The sequence below is a fragment of the Intrasporangium calvum DSM 43043 genome, from assembly GCF_000184685.1.
In the GTDB taxonomy this organism is placed as follows: Bacteria; Actinomycetota; Actinomycetes; order Actinomycetales; family Dermatophilaceae; genus Intrasporangium; species Intrasporangium calvum.
Genome location: NC_014830.1, coordinates 1,596,858 through 1,615,668, shown reverse-complemented (window position 1 = coordinate 1,615,668; position 18,811 = coordinate 1,596,858). Strand labels below are relative to the sequence as shown.

Sequence of the window (18,811 nt, the reverse complement as noted above, 5' to 3'; positions counted from 1 at the left end):
GGAGGCGCGTGGCCCGGACCCGCGGGCACCGGCTCTAGCGGCTCAGGCTGGCAACGAGGTTGATCGTGGCGGCGATGACGACGACCCCGAGGAGGTACGACAGGAGGGCGTGTCGCAGGACGGTCGCGCGGATCTCCTTGGAGCGGACCTCGGTGTCGGACACCTGGAAGGTCATGCCGACGGTGAAGGCGAGGTACGCGAAGTCGCTGTACTGCGGCCGTTCGTTGAAGTCCACCCCTCCGTCGGGTCCGGTGTAGTAGAGGCGGGCGTAGCGCTCGGCGAAGACGGTGTGCACCACGGCCCAGGCCAAGGCCACGCTCGCCACGCTCAAGCCGGCTTGGATGTCCCGGCTCCCAGCACCTCCGCTGCGCAGGAGCAGCGCGACGGCGCCCAGGCTCGCAATGGCGGCGGTGACGAGGATGAGGTCCGTCACCGCGCGCCCCGGGTCCTCACGGACGGCGTGGCTCGCGGTCGAGTCGGCGCCCATGGGCCAGATGGTGACCCACGACCAGCCGACGTGGATGGCCGCGGCGACCGACCAACCGAGCGGCACCCCGAACTGCCACGTCATCGGGACTGAGACCGCAACCCCGACGACCGCTCCCACGACTGCGGCGCTCGCCAGGCGCGTCCACGTCGGGACGTATGCCGCGGCGGAACGTGGGGACGAACGCGCGGCTGAGTTCTTCGTTGACACGAACTCACCGTAGGCCCACCTGCTGGGAGAACGAGTGGTTCTTACAGCTGGATGCCGCGGGTGAGGGCACCGTCGACGACGAGGTTGGTGCCGCTGACCCGGCTCGCCACTGGGCTGGCAAGGAAGACCACCGGAGCGGCCACGTCAGCGGGAGTGCCCATGTGGCCGGTCGGGTTCAGGCCGACCGCCATCTCGAACAGGGCGGGGTCGCCGGTCTCGATGCTCTCCCACACGCCACCCTCGAAGTACGTGTTGCCTGGCGAGACGATATTGGCGCGAATCCCCTTGTCGGCCAACTGCATCGCGAGACCGTGGAGGTAGCCGACGATCGCCGTCTTCGCTGTGCCATACGGCCCCGACGCGAAGTCCGACTCCCGGCCTGACACGCTCGAGATCCCGATGATCGACGCGGCGTCGCTCTGCTCGAGGTAGGGCATGGCCGCCCGCACGAGCCGGACCGTGTGCATGACGTCGACGTTGAGGCTCAGCTGCCAGTTCTCCTCGGTGTCGGGGATCGCCAGCGCGCTGACGTTGGCCACGACGACGTCGATGCCACCCATCGCCTCGGCGGAGGTCTGCACCCAGGCGGCCAGCGCCTCGGCGTCGCCCACGTCGACGACGCTGCCGGTCACCTGACCGCGGCCGGCCAGCTCGTCCGCAGTGGTCGAGACCGCCTGCGGGTCGCGGGCACAGAAGCCCACCACCGCACCTTCATCGAGGAAGCCCTCGACGATGGCGCGGCCGATGCCGCGGCTGCCACCGGTGACGAGGACGCGCTTGCCGGTGAGTTGGAGATCCATGGTCGTGGCCTTTCGTTGTGGGCTGGGGCTGGTCAGGACTGGAATGGCGTGGGCTCGGTCGGCTCACACCGTGCCGAGGGAACGGCCCCGCTCGCGGAGGTCGGCGTGGATGCCCCCGAGGACGTCTCCTGCGGGCAGCAGCGCCTTGGCCGCCTTGACGACGACGCTGTAGTTGGCGTCGACGACGTTGGCGACCGGGACCCGGGTGATCTGGGAGCACAGCTGGTAGGCGTCCATGACGTGCATCCCGTGCAGGAGGCTCACCCAGTGGACGAGCTCGGCGTTGGCGATGCGCCACGAGTCCTCCATCGGCCGGCTCGAGCCGACGGTCATGATGTGGGTGTCGTCCTCGATCCGCGGCCAGCCGGGCGCGTGCCCCTTGACGAGGTCGACGATGAGCGTGCTCGTCATCGCGCCCTCGACCGCGGTGCCGCAGGCCTCACCCTCGCCCTGGCGGTAGTGCCCGTCCCCGATCGAGAACAGGGCACCTTCGACGTTGACGCCGAGGTAGACCGTCGAGCCGGCCCGCATCTGCGGGGTGTCCATGTTGCCGCCGAAGCGCTCGGGGACCAGAGATGAGCGCACCTCTCCCCCGGGCGGCGCGACCCCCACCGTCCCGAGCATCGGCTCGAGCGGCAGCTCGATGCGGTGGTCACTGTGCCGAGCGACGAAGCCGACAGTCCGGCGCTCGCGGTCCAGCTCGTAGATCCACGTCGTGTCGGGCAAGGCCTCTTGGAGAGTGGCGACGCGGTCGGTGCTCGTCATGCCGCCGAAGAACGGGATCGCCGCCGACGCACCCCAGTCCCGCGCCGGCTCGAGCGCGACAAGGTGCAGGACGAGGGTGTCGCCGGGCTCGGCCCCCTCGACGAAGAACGGCCCGGTCTGCGGGTTGACGAAGCGAAGGTCGACCTTGGCGCTCGAGAGGTCGTCGACACTGCGCAGCGCTCCGCCGAAGGCGTCGTCGGACCAGAGCCTCAGGGCAGTCCCGGGCTTGATCCGCATCACTGGGGCGACGCCGCCGAACGTGTAGGCGTACTGGTCACGGGTGGGCGTGTATTCGATGACGTCCATGCTCGAACGTACCTTGTGGCAGGCGTAGTTGAACATGGTCCCGGTCAGGATGGGCGGGGTGTGCTCGCCGTCCACGTATGCCGCGGAGCTGGGGTGCGCTCGCCGGCGCCGCGGCATACGTGCCAGGTCCTCGTGTGACGGCTCAGCCGTGGCTGCGCCAACGTGACTCGACCCTGCGACAGGCCGGGACCAGGCGCTTCTCGAGCCGCACCCACAGCCGCCGACCGATGTCACCGCCGACCTCGTCCAGCAGTGCAGTCCGGAACGCGTCTGGGAGCTCGCTCGCAAATCGCCGCACACGCTCCACTCTTTCGTCCTCGTCCAGTCCGAGAGCACGCCCGTGGGCGCGCCAGTGCTTCGGGTAGGACTCCCCGAAGTTGCGCACTCCCCCGATCGCGAAGGCCGACTGCCGTGCCGCATCCCGCGTGGCATAGGGCAGCCCAGTAGCGAGGTCGTAGAGGGGCGCAAGGCGCACTTGGGTGCCGACGAGCAGCAGGCTGAAGTTCTTGGCATGTCCGTCTGGCGAACCGCTCAGGTAGTTGAAGAGCAGCGCGTCGCTGAAGCGCCGGACGTCGGCTTCCGGCGCCGTCGAGACCCGGCGCAGGACCCGCGCGAGGGTTTCGGCACTGGGGCCCCCGCGGGCTTCGTACTTGCGACTCGGCGGCACGCCGATGGCTTGGCACAGGTCGACCTGGTGCCAGCGCTCGATGGTCCCGTTGCGATCCTGGGGCCGATCGAATCGGCGCACCGCGACGGCGACCTCCCCACCCGGCCTCAGCAGGTCGACGTCGGCGACGTTGAGGCCGAGGAGTCGAGCCGCGCGCATCGAGGCGAACTCGACCTCGGCCTGGTGGCGCATGCGGGCGATTCCCGGCTTGATGAGGTGGGTGGCTGGCGCGGAGCCATGGGCCTCGTACCAGCGGCCCCGCCGCCGCGCGAGGCTGAACTTCTCTTGGGCGCCGGGGAGGCTCCAGTGCTCGTCGGGCATCGTCCAGGAGGAGCCGTCCGCCCGAAGCTGCCGGATCCGTGCAGCAATCCGTGCCTCGGTGACATGGACGTAAGCGGCCTCACGCTCAGCGACCGCCGCCTCGTGACCTGTCGCCGTCTCGGGCAGGAACTGCACGGCGCCTGGGCAGTCGAGCCCCATGTGTGCCAGCAGGTCGAAAGCCTCGTCCCTCACGTCGAATCGGGCCGCCCATCGCTGCCGGACGGCAGGATCGTCGGGTAGCAGGCCCTCCAGATAGGCCAGCACCCTCTCGCCCTTGAAGGGTCGATGATCCAGCGGGAGGTCGGGACTCAGCGCTGTGCCGGAGCCGTTCGAGTAGTCCCGGTCATACCTGAACGCAAGCTCGCCTCGGGCTGAGCGGGACAGGGCCCCGATGGGTGACCCGTGGAGGAGGACCCGGAGTGCGTCAGGCATCGCCGAGAAGCTCCGCCAAGGCAAGCTCGGCCGCCGCCTCGGCCTCCGTGCGACGCGTTGGCCGCGCGACGAGCTCGAGGTCGAGGGCCCGAAGAACCTTGAACACGGTGGGGGTGTCGGCCGTGGAATGACCGGCCTCGAGCCTGACCAACCAGCCCCGCGACACGCCCGCGCCCTGGGCCAGGGCCGCTTGGGTCAGACCTGCTTGCCGGCGGTGCTCGCGGACGATGGCCCCAATTCGAGCCCAGTCTCGCACCACATACTCGGTCATGAGTGTCATCATACAGTGACATTTACCGAAAGTCATTCATCGATGACTTCCCGACAATGTCATCGACAAATGACACGGGCATCTGGGCCGACGGCCGCCCGCATGGGGCAGGCCAGCGGAGAGTCCGGTGAAGCCGGCGCCGGCCAGCAGAGGCGCGATGGTGTCGACCGGGTTGCTCGCCATCCCCAGCCCGCGTAGGTGCATCCGAAGCTACGACTTCCTGGAACACGTGGCCGCCCGGGCTGTTGAGCGACCGGGACGGACGCGGGTGCTGTAGGTAGGCCCGGACGTGGGACCGCTCTGTGGGTCGGGGCGCGGAACAGGCGAGCGGGTCTTCGCACCGTCTCACCCTTGCTGCGCCGTCCGCTCGGCTATCCGGGGGACTACTGGTAGGCCGCGTGCCGGATGACCCGACTGACGCCATGCCTTGGGGGATCTAAGCCTGACGCCCGGGTTGTGGTGACTGCGGCTAGCGATCGTCATAAGCTCCGACCGTGGTGGCCACAGGGGATGTCGAGACGGAACGGATTCGACGGGAACTGCTGGGGGCGGTCGTGACGTCGCTCGCCGACGCTAACGGCGGCTATTTGACGTGGGACCAGCTCGCGAACCTGCCACTGCCCGACGGCACCACTCAGCGTCTCGTCGACCCCGGAAAGGGCGGCATCTGGAATCCACGTGACTTCGTGGCCACCCTTTCCATCATCACGTCTCCTGATGGACCGTATCCGGACAGCGAAGAGAATGGGCTTCTCGAATACCATTACCAACGAGGACCGGAGGGCGGGAAGAATCTCAAGCTGCGTGCGGCGATCGAATTGCGCCTTCCTCTTCTTAGGCTACACAAAGTTGCAAAGGGCATCTATGCCCCGGTGTTTCCTGTGTATGTGGTGGGAGACAATCCAATCACGCGGCAATTCACTCTCTCCCTTGACGAGAACATCCGCCTCATCGAAGGAGGCGCTGGCCTCTCGGCGCTCGAGAAGGCGTACGCAGAACGAATGGTTCAGCAGCGTGTACATCAGCCAGCATTCCGTGCCCGAATCATGCTTGCCTACGACGGTGCCTGCACTGTATGCACGCTGAAGCATCCTGAACTGCTGGATGCGGCACACATAATCGAGGATGCGTCAGAACTTGGTGACCCTGTAGTTCCAAACGGTCTCAGTCTCTGCAAAATTCACCACGCCGCCTATGACCGAAACCTGCTTGGCATCTCGCCCGATTACGAGATTCTCATCAATGTCGCTCTCCTGCATGAAGTGGACGGACCCATGCTGAAGCATGGCCTACAGGAGATGCACCAAAGGCGCCTTCACATCCCGGTAAGGAAGGCTGACCGGCCAGATCCGAATAGGCTACAACTTCGATTCGAGCGGTTCGAATCCGCATAGTCGCGAGACTGGTCGTCGTGTGGCTGGCAGGCGGTAGGCCATCAGGCCACTCGCGGGCGACTTTGACCATGCCCGCCGGCAGCCATCGCAGGGCTCAGTAGCGCCATGACGCCGAAGAGGGCCCGGACGATGTCCGGGCCCTCGTCGGTCGTGCGCTAGAGGCTCAGCTGCAGCCGCTAGTGGCTCCGCAGCCCTCGCAGACGTAGCACGACCCAGCCGGGCGCATCTTGGTGCCACACGTCATGCAGATCGGCGCGTCAGCGGAGATGCCCATGAACTTCTCCATGAGCTCAGCCGACGAGTGCACCTCGGCGGACGCCTGCTTGGCCGAGGCCGCACCGGCGCCGAACTTCACCTCAGCCGCGTGGTCAGCCGGCTTCTCGGCCTTCAGCTCGGGCTTCTTGGAAACCGGAGCCGACTGCTGGAGCGACTCGAGCTCGTCCTCGATGTCCTCGTGCGAGTCGTCCGCGCCGTCTGGCTCGTAGGAGCCGGTGTCGAGCTGGCGAGCCCGCTCGGCAGCCGTGTGGATGCCCATGAAGGACCGCGAGTCGAAGTCGAGGTGGTCCAGCGCCAGGCGGCGGAAGACGTAGTCCATGATCGACGTCGCCATGCGGATGTCTGGGTCGTCCGTGAGGCCGGCCGGCTCGAAGCGCAGGTTGGTGAACTTCTCGACGAACGTCTCCAGCGGCACGCCGTACTGCAGCCCGATGGACACCGCGATCGAGAAGGCGTCCATGACACCAGCGAGGGTCGAGCCCTGCTTGCCGAACTTCAGGAAGATCTCGCCGAGGTTCCCGTCGTCGTATTTCCCGGCCGTGAGGTAGCCCTCCCCTCCGCCGACGGCGAAGGACGTCGTCTGCGAGGTGCGGCGCTTCGGCAGGCGGCGGCGGACCGGGCGGTACTCGATGACCTTCTCAACCTTGACCTCGCCTGCGTCCTTGGCCGCCTGCGCTTCCTTCGCCGTAGAACCGCCATCGGACAACGGCTGGCCGACCTTGCAAGAGTCCCTGTAGATGGCCAAAGCCTTGAGGCCGAGCTTCCAACCTTGGAAGTAGACGTCCTCGATCTCCTCGACCGTGGCCGACTCCGGCAGGTTGACCGTCTTCGAGATGGCACCGGAGAGGAACGGCTGCGTCGCGGCCATCATGCGCACGTGACCCATCGGAGCGATGGCCCGCGCACCCATGGCGGTGTCGAAGATCTCGTAGTGCTCGGGCTTGAGGCCCGGTGCGTCGATCACGTGGCCCTTGTGGGCGATGTACTCGACGATGGCCTCGATCGACTCCTGCTGGTAGCCGAGCTTCTTCAAGGCCCGCGGGATCGTCAGGTTGACGATCTGCATCGAGCCGCCGCCGACGAGCTTCTTGAACTTGACCAGCGAGAAGTCCGGCTCGATGCCGGTCGTGTCACAGTCCATCATGAAGCCGATGGTCCCGGTCGGCGCGAGCAGCGACGCCTGAGCGTTGCGGTACCCGTTCTTCTCGCCGAGCTTGACGACAACGTCCCACGCCTTGGTCGCGGCCTGGTGGATGTCCGCATCCATGACCCCGACGGTCTTGAGCGTGTCGTTCGCGGCTTGGTGCTTGCGCATGACCCGCTTGTGCGCCTCGGCGTTGCGCGCATAGCCGGCGTACGGCCCGACGACCGCAGCGAGCTCAGCGGACCGCTTGTAGGCGGCGCCGGTGAGCAGCGAGGTGATCGCCGCAGCGAGCGCCCGGCCACCCTCCGAGTCGTAGCCGTGACCGGTCGCCATGAGCAGTGCGCCGAGGTTGGCGTAGCCGATGCCGAGCTGCCGGTAGTTGCGCGTGGTCTCCGCGATCTTCTCGGTCGGGAAGTCAGCGAAGGAGATGGAGATGTCCATCGCGGTGATGACGAGCTCGGTGACCTTCTGGAACGTCGCCGCGTCGAACGTGTCGTCGTCGCGGAGGAACTTGAGCAGGTTCAGGGAGGCAAGGTTGCAGGAGCTGTTGTCGAGGGACATGTACTCCGAGCACGGGTTGGACGCGGTGATCCGGCCCGTCTCCGGGTTGGTGTGCCAGTCGTTGATGATGTCGTCGTACTGGATGCCTGGGTCGGCGCACTCCCACGCGGCCTGCGCCATCTTGTGGAAGAGCTCCCGTGCGTCGACCTCCTCGATGACCGAGCCGTCGAGACGAGCCTTGAGGCCGAACTTCGTGCCCTCCTCGACCGCACGCATGAACTCGGCGTTGACCCGGACGGAGTTGTTGGCGTTCTGGTACTGGACGGAGACGATGTCCCTGCCACCCAGGTCCATGTCGAAGCCGGCGTCGCGCAGGGCGCGGATCTTGTCCTCCTCGCGCGCCTTCGTCTCGATGAACTCCTCGATGTCGGGGTGGTCGACGTCGAGCACGACCATCTTCGCCGCCCGGCGCGTCGCGCCGCCCGACTTGATCGTCCCTGCCGACGCGTCCGCGCCGCGCATGAACGAGACCGGGCCGGACGCGGTCCCACCCGAGGAGAGGAGCTCCTTGGACGACCGGATCCGCGACAGGTTGAGGCCGGCGCCGGAGCCGCCCTGGAAGATCTTCCCCTCCTCCTTGTACCAGTTGAGGATGGAGTCCATCGAGTCCTCGACGGCGAGGATAAAGCACGCGCTCACCTGCTGGGGCGACTTCGTCCCGACGTTGAACCACACTGGCGAGTTGAACGAGAAGACTTGGTGCAGAAGGGAGTACGTCAGCTCGTGCTCGAAGATCTGGGCGTCCTCGTCAGTCGCGAAGTAGCCGTGATCCTTGCCACCCTTGACGTAGGTCAGCACGACGCGGTCGATGAGCTCCTTGAGCGACTTCTCCCGAACCTCGGTGCCGACGGCACCGCGGAAGTACTTGGTCGTGACGATCGTGCTGGCGTTGACCGACCAGAAGTCGGGGAACTCGACGCCGCGCTGCTCGAAGATCGTCTCCCCGGTCTTCCAGTTCTGCTGGACGACGTCTCGCTGCTCCCAGGTCACCTCGTCGTACGGGTGCACCCCGGGCTTGGTGTAGATGCGCTCGACCTTGACACCCTTCCTGGTGCCACTCCTCGAACGCGTGCTGCGGTTTCCGATCTCCGTCATGCTTCGGCCTCCCTGACCGTTGGTGCGGCTCTTGTCTTCTCGTCTTCAGTCAGTGTCTCGCCGGGGTCTGACAGCACCCGCGACCGGGGACGCCCGGTGGCGATGGGGGTGGAGGGCGGTTACCGCTTCGCGCCGACCTCTGGCTGAGCCACTGGCTCCTGCCCGAGCGCGTCACGTTCGGCTCGAAGGACCGCGATGGCTCCTTCGAAATCCTCGAGCGTCTCCCAGGCCTGGTAGACGCTGGCGAACCGGAGGTAGGCGATCTCGTCGAGCTCGCGGAGCGGCTCGAGGACGGCCATGCCGACCTCGTGGGCGTCGATCTCCGCACTCCCCTGTGACCGGATGGTCTCTTCGACCTTCTGGGCGAGCAGGGCGAGGTCGTCCTCGGTGACCGGGCGGCCCTGGCACGACTTGCGCACCCCCGACAGGACCTTGGCCCGGCTGAACGGCTCCGAGACGCCGGATCGCTTGATGACGTTGAGGCTCGAGGTCTCGATCGTCGTGAAGCGGCGGTTGCACTCGGGGCACTGGCGGCGCCGGCGGATCGCGGTGCCGTCGTCCGCAGTCCGTGAGTCGATGACGCGCGAGTCCGTGTGCCGGCAGAACGGGCAGTGCACCTGCGCTCACCTTCCCTCAAAAGCAGATTCCGTATGCCGCTGAGCTCGCTCTGGGGACAGAGCTGGGGACAGCGTGTGGATGAGCTGTGCGTAACGTGCGATCCCTTGGGGACTACATGTGGACGACTTACAGCCATGTAACTACTAGATGTAGGGGTAACTGTAGGCACGTGACCGATGCGTAATCAAGCCAGAACGCAAAGTTCGGCGTGGCGCGTCATGACGAAGGCGATGACCTGCGCAAACGTCACAACCGCCCCAACCGCCCCGCCGGTCTCACTCGAGGTAGGACCACACGAGGATCAGCAGGAGCGCCGGGAAGGCGCCGAGGGCAAGGTAGCCAACGGTGTACTCGAACTGCCTCGGCACGAGCGACGTCGATGCCGTTCCCCATCCCATGACGACCGAACCGAGCACCCACAGCGAGCCGATCACCGCGGCCCCTCTCCCCGAGACGAGTCTCCGGCCTTCTTTGTCCTTCATCGCTTCTTCCTCCATTTCATGAGTCGTTGTCCGTACGGGCCACTGGTCGGCCCGGTTGTTCTCGCCCGGTCACGGCGCCGGCGGCGGGATCGGGGCCAGGGGTCGGTCGCCCTGGGCCGGGAGTCGCTGGTCCGAGCGCCCGGCCGCGATCGCTGCGAGGTTGTACTCGGAGGTCGTGCCCTCGTCGAGGTAGTCGCCGTGCAGGAACGACTCCCGGAGGACCACGTTGGTCGCGCCGGGCTTCAGGGCCGCAGTGGCGCCGAGGGCCGCAACACCTGGAATCTCGCGTGGGTCCAGACCGTGCCAGTCGGTCATCGGCACGGGATCAGTCGGCGCGGCGAGGACGTTCAAGGCCCCTGGCTTGAGGCCGGCCTGCGCCACGGAGCCGAGCGACGTCCCGGGCGAGCCGAAGAGCGCGACGTCGTCCATCCGCATCACCTGCTGCAGGGCGAAACCGGTCACGACCGACCCGTAGGAATGAGCCCAGAGCGCTTGGTGCGCGGGTGCATCCCGGCTCGCGTCGATGCCGTTGGTGAACGAGGCCAGGTCGTCGGCCCAGGCCCGCGCCGTGTCGTCGCGCAGGACCGACCGGCTGGAGAATCCCCCGTCACGTCCTTGGGGAGCGGGGTAGCCCAACCAGATGGCGATGGCGACGTCGCCGTCGTCACCCTCCTCGCGCGTCTGGGTCAGCGCCAGTCGCCGCATCCCGACGAACCGGTCGTCGTAGTCCCGCAGGTCCCGCTCCGGTCGCGTCGAGAACCCCCCCACATAGGTCGCGACGTGCCCGGCGCGGTCGATGTCTCCGACGGTGGTGATGGCCCGGACCACCAGCCCGGAGACGTCGATGAGGAGCAGCTGCCTCGTCACCCCGTCGCGCTTGGCCAGGAGTGCGTCGATGGCCTCGATCGACTTCGCGCGCTCCCAGGTGGGTATCGCGGTGCGCTGGGGGATCGAACCGGCGCGTCGGAGCGCCTCCCTCGCCGGCCCGCGGAGGCGGGCAAGCAGGATCAGGTTGGCCTGGTGGCGGTCCCAGGCGGGGATCCCGTCCCGGGGGCCGACCCAGTCCGGGTGCTGGGTGATGGCCCGCCGCCGCTCGCTCACGGTGAGGCTGCGCCACCACGCCGCGTTGGCGAACGCGCCATCCGGCCGCCCCACCCCACCCTCGGGCGGTGGCGGCACCACGCCGAGCTCGTCGGGGACCGCCGGCGCCACCGGATCGGCCACCGCCCCGCGCAGACGGCGCTGCACCTCGACATCCGTCTCCGCAGCGACCCGAACCGCCTCGCCGAGGCAGCGCCCGACCTCGTTCACCATCAGGGCGTCCAGCCGCCCCACATGGGCGTCCATCGTCGGGTCGCCCGTGGGGAAGCGGTGGGGCACCTGGACGAGGCCGTCCGCGTCCGTCCACGCACCTCGGTCCCGTGCGATCCGCTCTGCTCGGTGGACCAGCTCGAGGCAGGCCTCCATCCGCGCCGCGAGACCGCGAAGCACCGACGCCGTGACCCCCATGCGGGCCGACACGTCACCCAACAGTGCCACCGCCCCCGACTGGGCCTGGCTCGCCGACGTCGCCGCCCGCCCCCGCCACTCGCGTCCCGCGGCCCGGGCACGCAGAGCCGCGTCGGCAGCCCCCATGACACGTCGCCGTTGGATCTCGAGCCGGTGGACCACCTCGAGGACCAGTGCGGGCCGAAAGGCCCTGATGTCCCGGACGCCGAGCTGCCGGGTCACGGAAGCTCACCGGACCCGCTGACGGCGCGGCGCGCCACCTGCTCGACGACGGCGTAGGACTCCCCCGCTGCCGCGAGGTCCATCCCGACCCTCGCGAGGCCGAGCCGGGCGCGCAGCAGCCGGTCACCCCACGCCACGCCGAGCTCCCGGATCGCCGCAGCGGTCAGACCCCCAGGAAAGGCCTGGGCCACCGGTGCCACGGCACTCCCGACGTCCACGCCGTCCAACGCCCGGACAGCCTCGCCGAACCTGCCCGAGTCGCGCACGAGCGCGTCGGGCTCCACCTCAAATCTCATCTGCAGACTCCTCCCAGCCCCATCCCGACGAGGCTAGGAAAAAGCGCCGATTCCGCCGGAGGTCTTGTCCACAGGCCGCCCCCCACCCGCCACCCGGTGCCAGACACGAGAACGCCGCACCGACGCCGGTCACGGCGAGGGTGCGGCGCTCCGGGTGCCCCGGCGGGGTCGAAGCGCCGGTGCACCAGCCGCTGAAGGTGGAGCCAACGCGGCCGATCAGGGGAGCCAAGCAGCACTCAGCGCGCAAACAGGAGCCAGCTGAGCGGCATACGGCCCGAGGGCTGTTTCAGAGCTCAGGGATGACGAGCGTCTGCCCAGCATGGACGTAGGAGGTGGAGAGGTTGTTGGCCAGCTGGAGCTCGACGACGCCGGCTGCGATCGGCAGCTGCGGAAGCTCTCGGAGGGCGATCTCGGACAATGTCTGCCCGGCCTCGACGGTGACCGACTCGGGCTGTCCGGACGCCGACGCCAGCTGCCCCGCGAGGGCCAGGCCGAGCGCGGCGACGAGCAGTGCGACGAAGAAGGCGACGACCACCCGACCCCGTCGAGTCAGCCGGTAGGTGGGCTCGGTCACGGGCGGCACGAGCACGAGTCGCGGCCGTGCCACCGGTGCTGGCTCGACCGGAACCAGGAATTCGAGAACCTGTGCGGCCATGGTGCCTCCCTCACTGCGAACGGGTGTTCGATAGAACGCCTGTACGAATTTCTAACACGTCACCCCGAAGATTGTCGAGCGACACGTCGAACAAATGTTTGGCAACTGTGTTCGAAGCCCCCTAGGCTTCATCCACAACAGGAAGCACACCAGTCACCACCGACAGTGCCTGTTGTGACAGCCTGAGACGAGTCGCCACCAAGCAGCCGCGTGAGCATGACGAAGGGGATCACCATGGGCGTGACCGAGCTTCCCGACCGGGACAAGGGAGACCGGCTGACCGTCCGTCAGCGTCGGGTGCTCGAGGTGATCCGCAACTCGGTCGACCGCCGCGGCTACCCGCCCAGCATGCGGGAGATCGGCGATGCCGTCGGGCTGTCGAGCCCCTCGAGCGTCTCCCACCAGCTCAACGCCCTCGTCGCGAAGGGCTACCTGCGGCGCGACCCCAACCGGCCGCGCGCGCTCGAGATCGTCTCTCCCGACGCGGGTCCGGCATCCTCGGGCCGTCGCCGAGGGACATCCGGCGTCGAGTCCGGGTCCGGCGCCCAGTACGACACCGAGACCGACTCGGGCGATGCCAGGCCGGCCGCCGCCTACGTCCCGGTCCTCGGCCAGATCGCTGCGGGCGTGCCGATCCTCGCTGAGGAGGTCGTCGAGGACGTCTTCCCCCTGCCGAGGCAGATCGTCGGCGAGGGCAACCTCTTCCTTCTGAAGGTCGTCGGCGACTCGATGATCGAGGCGGCCATCTGCGACGGCGACTGGGTCGTCGTGCGCCAGCAGCCGACCGCCGAGAACGGCGACATCGTCGCGGCGCTGCTCGACAGCGAGGCCACCGTGAAGACGTTCAAGCGCAAGGACGGCCACGTGTGGCTGTTGCCGCACAACCCCGAGTTCTCCCCCATCGACGGAGACCACGCCACCGTTCTCGGGAAGGTCACCGCGGTCCTGCGCCGGGTCTGAGCCCAGTCCGTATGCCGCTGAGCTCAGTCCCGTACACCGGCCCGGTCCCGCTCGGGGTGCGTATCACGTCGAGCCACGCCAGACTCTGACCGTCACCAGGCCTGCACACTCGGGAGGGCAGTCATGAGGCAGTCGCACGAGGCCGCCGTGCTGAACACGTATCGCTACCTGCGGTTGGCGACGATCCCGCTGCTGCTGACGCTGCTCATCGCGGTGGGGCTGGAGACCTTCCGCGGCGAGCCGTGCCTCCTCGGTTCGATCAGCGCGTATTACCACACCCCGGCGCGAGGTGCCTTCATCGGCGGGCTGTTCGCTGTCGGGGCGTGCCTCATCGTCTACAAGGGCAACGACCCGCTCGAGGACGTGTTGCTCGACTTCTCAGGCTTCATGGCCTTCGTCGTCGCGCTCGTCCCGACCGTCGTCGACACCGGGTGCGGCTCCAAGTACCCCGTGCAGAACCTCGATCTCACCGCCGCTGCCGTGCGCAACAACATCACCACGCTCCTCATCGCCACGGCGCTGGCCGTGCTCGCCAAGTGGCTGCTCGTCCGCCGGGACCGTCGGCGCGCCACGAGCACCCAGAAGGATCTCGAGCTCCCGATGCAGCCCGCCGACGAGGCTCCCACGCCGCTCAACGGTCACGTGGCTCAGTGGGCACGGCGCGCATCATGGATCTGTCTGGTGATCCTCGCTGTCGAGCTCGGTCTCTTCCTCTTCTGGCCGGACACCTTCAAGGACGTGAGCCACGGGGTCGCCGCGATCACCATGGTGCTGGGTGTCATCGGCGTGATGATCGCCAACGCTCGTGGCCTCAGCCGGGCTGAGCAGCAGTCCGATGAGCTCCGGTCCGCACCGACTCCACCAGGGGGGCGGGAGCCTGAGCAGGGGCCACGCGCTTGGGTCAACCGGTACAGCCTGGTCGCAGCCGTCATGGTGGCCCTGATCGGCGTGACGGTCGTCCTTCACCTGATGGGCCTGACCGGGAACTACGTCATCCTCATCCTCGAGGTCGTGGTCATCCTCAGTTTCCTGGTCTTCTGGGGTCTGCAGACAGCCGAGCTCTGGGACTACCCGACCCGTAAGGACAAGGTCGCTGCCGAAGGAGCCGCCGATGTCGTCGAGATCATTCCCTTCGAGCGGTTCTCGGCGCCCGACACCCAAGCGCGGGAGCCCCGGCCGCCCGGCACTCAGGCAAGGGAGCCCCGGCTGCCCTAGCTGTCGCACTGACCCGCCTGGCAGGTCAGTGCGACAGGCAGCCCCAATCGTCGAGTGTGCAGTTCTTCGCCACCAGCGCTCGAGTGTGCAGTTCGTGCCGGGTCACTGGTTGACCAGGACGGACCGGGCCTGCTTGACGGTGATCGTGGTGGCCGGCTGGCGCACCGTGACCTGGTCCGGGACCTCGATCCACGGCCCCCCGTTGACCCGGAACTGCGCCCCGAACCGCACCTGCACGAACGAGGCGAACTGACCCGCCTCCAAATAGGTGTGCACCACCTGCCCGTGCGGGTAGGTGAATCGTCCTGAGTTTCCCGGAGGGTGTTGATCTAGCAAGGGAGACTGTTCTCATGCCTGCACCGAAGAAGTTCGACGAGGCGACCCGTGAGCGGGCGGTCCGGATGTACCTGGACCGGCTCGAGCAGCACGGGGAGGCGAAGGTCGAGGCGCGTCGTCAGGTCGGCGCGCTGCTCGACATCAACCAGGCCACGATCCGCAACTGGGTCGAGGCCGAGGAACGGGCCGCGGGTTCCCGCCCGGCGGCCTCGGCTCGAGTGGCGGAATCGGAGGAGGTGCGTGCACTCAAGCGTCGGGTCGCCGAGCTCGAGCGCGCGAACGACATCCTCAAGACCGCCTCGGCGTTTTTCGCTCAGGCGGAGCTCGACCGCCGACTGCGGTGATCGTGGCCTACATCGACACCTACCGGGCCCGCTTCGGCGTCGAGCCGATCTGTACCGTGCTGTCCGAGCACGGCATGAAGATCGCGCCGAGCACCTACTACGCCCGCAAGGCCTGCCCGCTCAGCGATGCGGCGCTCGAGGAGGCGTATCTGGTCAACGCGATCTTCACACTGTGGCAACAGAATTGGCGTGTCTACGGGGTGCGCAAGCTCTATCACGAGGCGCGCCGTGCCGGCCTTGGCGTGGGCCGCGACCAGGTGGCGCGGCTGATGCGGATCGCCGGGATCCGCGGGGTACGCCGAGGAACGCACCACACCGTGACGACCCGGCGGGATGAGGCGGCGGCCCGGCACCCGGACCTGGTCAAGCGGGGCTGGGACGTGCCCACTCGGGTGGACCAGCTGTGGGTGGCCGACTTCTCCTACGTGTGGACGCTGGCCGGGTTCGTGTACGTGGCGTTCGTCGTGGACGTGTTCTCCCGCCGGATTCTGGGCTGGCGGGTGACCACGAGCAAGCACACCTCGATGGTGACCGACGCGCTGCGCCAAGCCCTCAGCCTGCGTCAGCGTCACCAATCGCACTGGGATGCAACAGGGTTGGTCCATCACTCGGATGCCGGGAGCCAGTACACCTCGATCGCGTTCACCGCTGAGCTGCTCGAGGCCGGCATCGCCGGCTCGATCGGCACCGTCGGCGATGCGCTCGACAACGCGCTCTGCGAGAGCACCATCGGGCTGTTCAAGACCGAGGCCATCGACCTGCCCGGTCCCGCGTGGAAGGACCGCCGCGAGGTCGAGTGGCAGGTCGCCCGCTGGGTCCAGTGGTACAACGCCCGGCGGCTGCACTCCTCGATCGGGTACCTGCCCCCGGTTGAGTTCGAGCACCTTCACCGGCAGGCTACGACCGTGACCCCCATCCCGGAGGTCGCGTAACAACCCACCCTCCGGGAACCTCAGTACGGTTCAAGGTCCCGCCCGGCGAGTCGGTCGGCCCGAACGAGTCCCCGTCCCCGAAGTGGTAGCGGTAGCTGACCAGCCGGGGCCGGATCTGCACCCGGTAGCCATACATCCGCGCCGGGTCGACCGTGTCGACCTCACCCGGCTCGAACCCCTCCCTCGACCACTGCACCCGGTAGAAGGTCTCGAGGTTGACCAGCGTCGTGTTCCCCTCCGGCTGGGTGGCCACCCGCGCGGTCGCCCACCGCGTCTGGTGGAACGCCGCCACGATCATCTCGACCGTCGGCACCGGGCGCACCCCCGGCACCAGGTTCGGCAGGCAGGTGGTACCGACCAGCTGCTGGCCCAACGGACCGGCCGGGCGGCTGCCGGCGGGCCACTCCTCGGCCGGCAACGGGTCGCCGTCCCGATCGACCCACCACCGGTACACGTCCGAGAGCGGCCCCAACCCCTGCCGCGGGCTGTTGTCCGCGCACGCCGCCGTCGCCGCCGCCAGGCAGTGACCACTGAGCGCCGGACCCCCCTCGAGATCACACCCCGAGATCGCGATCCGATACCTCCAATGCGCCTGAGGCTTCACCAACAACCGCGCATACTCCGCACCCAGTTCGGTGAGTTCACGTTGGAAGAGCGTGATTCCGGCACCACTCTTGGTCGCGTTGCCCCCGATGCTGCCTGCGGTCGCGGGCAGGGTGCCGGCAAGAATGTAGACGACGAGCATGGCACCACCGATCAGCCACCTCGCCCTCATGACCCAAGCCGCTCATCCAGGATCAGCCAACCCGAGGCCGTCCAACGGAGATCGAACACCAGGCGAAGATCTTCGCGCGGATATGACTCCCTTACCGTCCCCTTCGCGTCAATGATGTCGTTCCTGAGTTGGATGCCGGTCCAAAGGACGCGGTGCGTTCCGCCGGACTCAAGGCCCAGGGTGTCAACCCTCAGGGTGCGTGCAGCCTTGCCCGAGTACTTCCAACCTTTCCGTTTGTAGTCTTCGGCGTCCTGCAGGTTGGCAGCGCAGGACTTCGAGACGGACACGTCACACAGCTGCCTTATCGCGTCCGGATCGGGGGTGGTCCAAGCGACATTTAGACGATCCATGTAGTGCTGGACGAAGGCCTTTGCGCCGTCCTTGGTGTGCTTCTTGGCGGCTGCTGGCAGCCCCTCCGGGAAGTCCGGCGCCGCCGGCGCCGACGTGGCGACCGAGCTGCTCGGCGCGGACACCGTCGGCACCGGAGTCGTCCGCACCGGAGTCATCGGCTCCGGTGCAGCGGACTCAGCCGCGCACCCGGTGAGCGTGACCGCGAGGGCGAGCCCAGCGACATACGGCAGGAAGGTTCGTCTCGACACGGCTCTTCAGATCCCCTGACCTTGAACGAGGCACGCCACCGGCGTGCAAACGGGCGCAAACGTGACAGAACGGTCCCATGATCCTGCCCGATCCGCACCCGGAACCGCGCCCGTCATCCACAGCCCGCGGCCTTCACGCACTGACCCGCCTCACGGGTCAGTGCGTCAGCGCGCCAGTGCGTCAGTCCGTCAGCGCCCCAGTGCCTCAGTGCCTCAGCGCCACACCCAACGCGTCCAGCGTCGAAGCGAGCGGGGCGTGCAACCGGATCGTTGCGTCCCCGTCGCCGCGGGTCGCCGAGCGAGTGACGATGGCCACCGGAACGCCGATCCGCGCCGCATGCCGCACGAACCGGTAGCCGCTCATCACGGACAGCGACGACCCGAGCACCAGCACTGCACCGGCGGCGTCGACGAGCCCGAAGCATCGCTCCACCAACGACTTCGGGACGGACTCGCCGAAGAAGACCACATCCGGCTTGACCGTGTCCCGGCCGCAGACGAGGCACAGGGGCGGATAGAACGACTCCACGAGGGAGTCCGCGACGACGATGTCCCCGTCGGGACGCACCTGCTCCCCCCACTGGGAGCCGACCGCCTCCGACTCCGCAGCGAACCGCTCCCGGAAGCCGGGGTTCGCCTCCGTCATGCGCTCGTGCAGCGACTCCCGGGACGTCACCTCCCCGCAGGTCAGACACACGGCCCGGTCGAGAGAGCCGTGCAGCTCGACGACGTCTCGAGCACCCGACTGCTGGTGGAGCCCGTCGACGTTCTGCGTGATGATCGGCCCGACATATCCATCCCGCTGCAGCGCGGTGACCCGCTCGTGACCGGAGTTGGGCCGAGCCTGGTTGAACCGCTGCCAGCCGATGTAGCTTCGCGCCCAGTACCTGCGGCGCGCCTCGCTCGACCCGGCGAACTCCCCCAGAGTCATCGGCTCGACGCGCCGGGTCCCGTCGGGCCCGCGGTAGTCGGGGATGCCCGAGTCCGTGGACATCCCGGCCCCGCTGAGGACGAGGACCCCGCCACCACTGACGAGGTCGACGAGGTCATCCATCGTCCCGAGGTCCTCCGTGACGAGCGGCAGGACCCGGGTCGTCGCAAGCTTCACCTGCATAGCGTACGTCTCATGCGCTCAAACC

At 67.9% G+C, this 18,811-nt stretch carries 19 protein-coding genes and 1 other annotated feature; of the genes, 4 read left to right on the top strand and 15 right to left on the bottom strand.

The genetic code is table 11. From position 1 onward, the window contains the following. Positions 1–34: 34 nt before the first annotated feature. The 5 genes from INTCA_RS07330 to INTCA_RS07310 all read right to left on the bottom strand — a co-directional run bounded on the left by INTCA_RS07330 (position 35) and on the right by INTCA_RS07310 (position 4,259). Complete coding sequence (locus tag INTCA_RS07330) at positions 35–697, bottom strand: DUF1345 domain-containing protein (RefSeq protein ID WP_041307393.1); 663 nt, start codon at positions 695–697, stop codon at positions 35–37. A gap of 41 nt (positions 698–738) precedes the next feature. Beyond that, positions 739–1,497 carry an SDR family NAD(P)-dependent oxidoreductase gene (locus INTCA_RS07325; RefSeq protein WP_013492278.1) on the bottom strand — a complete coding sequence of 253 codons (759 nt, stop codon included), beginning with the start codon at positions 1,495–1,497 and terminating at the stop codon, positions 739–741. Positions 1,498–1,560: 63 nt separating this feature from the next. Next, positions 1,561–2,685: an acetamidase/formamidase family protein gene (locus tag INTCA_RS07320; protein WP_013492277.1), complete on the bottom strand. Its 1,125-nt coding sequence runs from the start codon at positions 2,683–2,685 to the stop codon at positions 1,561–1,563. A 25-nt stretch (positions 2,686–2,710) separates the two neighbouring features. Then, positions 2,711–3,988, bottom strand: a complete 1,278-nt coding sequence (locus INTCA_RS07315) for a type II toxin-antitoxin system HipA family toxin (protein ID WP_013492276.1) — start codon at positions 3,986–3,988, stop codon at positions 2,711–2,713. Further along, positions 3,981–4,259 carry a helix-turn-helix transcriptional regulator gene (locus INTCA_RS07310; RefSeq protein WP_083807970.1) on the bottom strand — a complete coding sequence of 93 codons (279 nt, stop codon included), beginning with the start codon at positions 4,257–4,259 and terminating at the stop codon, positions 3,981–3,983. The genes INTCA_RS07315 and INTCA_RS07310 overlap by 8 nt, the downstream gene beginning before the upstream one ends. Before the next feature lie 494 nt (positions 4,260–4,753). Between INTCA_RS07310 and INTCA_RS19060 the strand changes: the two genes are divergently transcribed. Continuing rightward, the gene (locus tag INTCA_RS19060) at positions 4,754–5,653 is read left to right on the top strand and encodes an HNH endonuclease (RefSeq protein ID WP_199921670.1); all 900 of its coding nucleotides are present in this window, start codon (positions 4,754–4,756) and stop codon (positions 5,651–5,653) included. Between the two features lie 163 nt (positions 5,654–5,816). Here INTCA_RS19060 and INTCA_RS07305 read toward each other — a convergent pair whose 3' ends face one another. From INTCA_RS07305 to INTCA_RS07280, 6 genes are all read right to left on the bottom strand, one after another. Beyond that, the gene (locus INTCA_RS07305; protein WP_013492273.1) at positions 5,817–8,729 is read right to left on the bottom strand and encodes a vitamin B12-dependent ribonucleotide reductase; all 2,913 of its coding nucleotides are present in this window, start codon (positions 8,727–8,729) and stop codon (positions 5,817–5,819) included. A 119-nt stretch (positions 8,730–8,848) separates the two neighbouring features. Then, positions 8,849–9,346, bottom strand: coding sequence for a transcriptional regulator NrdR (gene nrdR, locus INTCA_RS07300; RefSeq protein ID WP_013492272.1), 498 nt, complete (start codon positions 9,344–9,346; stop codon positions 8,849–8,851). A gap of 276 nt (positions 9,347–9,622) precedes the next feature. Next, positions 9,623–9,829 (bottom strand): hypothetical protein, encoded by a 207-nt coding sequence (locus INTCA_RS07295; protein WP_013492271.1) that lies wholly within the window; start codon positions 9,827–9,829, stop codon positions 9,623–9,625. A 69-nt stretch (positions 9,830–9,898) separates the two neighbouring features. Next, positions 9,899–11,560, bottom strand: a complete 1,662-nt coding sequence (locus tag INTCA_RS07290) for an alpha/beta hydrolase (protein ID WP_013492270.1) — start codon at positions 11,558–11,560, stop codon at positions 9,899–9,901. Beyond that, positions 11,557–11,856: a hypothetical protein gene (locus INTCA_RS07285; RefSeq protein ID WP_013492269.1), complete on the bottom strand. Its 300-nt coding sequence runs from the start codon at positions 11,854–11,856 to the stop codon at positions 11,557–11,559. The genes INTCA_RS07290 and INTCA_RS07285 overlap by 4 nt, the downstream gene beginning before the upstream one ends. A gap of 286 nt (positions 11,857–12,142) precedes the next feature. Beyond that, positions 12,143–12,511, bottom strand: coding sequence for a LysM peptidoglycan-binding domain-containing protein (locus INTCA_RS07280; protein WP_013492268.1), 369 nt, complete (start codon positions 12,509–12,511; stop codon positions 12,143–12,145). Between the two features lie 216 nt (positions 12,512–12,727). Here INTCA_RS07280 and lexA point away from each other — a divergent pair, with 216 nt between their 5' ends. After that, positions 12,728–13,471 carry a transcriptional repressor LexA gene (lexA, locus tag INTCA_RS07275; protein WP_013492267.1) on the top strand — a complete coding sequence of 248 codons (744 nt, stop codon included), beginning with the start codon at positions 12,728–12,730 and terminating at the stop codon, positions 13,469–13,471. Between the two features lie 123 nt (positions 13,472–13,594). Continuing rightward, positions 13,595–14,686 carry a hypothetical protein gene (locus INTCA_RS07270; protein WP_013492266.1) on the top strand — a complete coding sequence of 364 codons (1,092 nt, stop codon included), beginning with the start codon at positions 13,595–13,597 and terminating at the stop codon, positions 14,684–14,686. Between the two features lie 102 nt (positions 14,687–14,788). Here the strand turns inward: INTCA_RS07270 and INTCA_RS19835 are convergent, their stop codons facing one another. Further along, complete coding sequence (locus tag INTCA_RS19835; RefSeq protein ID WP_169312907.1) at positions 14,789–14,962, bottom strand: hypothetical protein; 174 nt, start codon at positions 14,960–14,962, stop codon at positions 14,789–14,791. A 74-nt stretch (positions 14,963–15,036) separates the two neighbouring features. On the opposite strand from INTCA_RS19835, the gene INTCA_RS07260 reads away from it, so the two are divergent. Next, a protein-coding gene (locus INTCA_RS07260; protein WP_148236513.1) for an IS3 family transposase occupies positions 15,037–16,298 on the top strand; the annotation gives its coding sequence in 2 pieces (ribosomal slippage) (positions 15,037–15,334 and positions 15,334–16,298; 1,263 coding nt in all). Next, positions 15,324–15,455: a sequence feature (AL1L pseudoknot), on the top strand. (Overlaps the previous gene by 132 nt.) Here INTCA_RS07260 and INTCA_RS07255 read toward each other — a convergent pair. The 3 genes from INTCA_RS07255 to INTCA_RS07245 form a co-directional block, all read right to left on the bottom strand. After that, the gene (locus INTCA_RS07255; protein ID WP_041307384.1) at positions 16,264–17,073 is read right to left on the bottom strand and encodes a hypothetical protein; all 810 of its coding nucleotides are present in this window, start codon (positions 17,071–17,073) and stop codon (positions 16,264–16,266) included. The genes INTCA_RS07260 and INTCA_RS07255 overlap by 35 nt on opposite strands. Then, positions 17,070–17,672, bottom strand: a complete 603-nt coding sequence (locus tag INTCA_RS07250) for a DUF6318 family protein (RefSeq protein WP_013492263.1) — start codon at positions 17,670–17,672, stop codon at positions 17,070–17,072. Before INTCA_RS07250 ends, INTCA_RS07255 begins: the two co-directional genes overlap by 4 nt. Positions 17,673–17,877: 205 nt before the next feature. Continuing rightward, positions 17,878–18,786, bottom strand: coding sequence for a Sir2 family NAD-dependent protein deacetylase (locus INTCA_RS07245; RefSeq protein WP_013492262.1), 909 nt, complete (start codon positions 18,784–18,786; stop codon positions 17,878–17,880). Positions 18,787–18,811 lie beyond the last annotated feature (25 nt).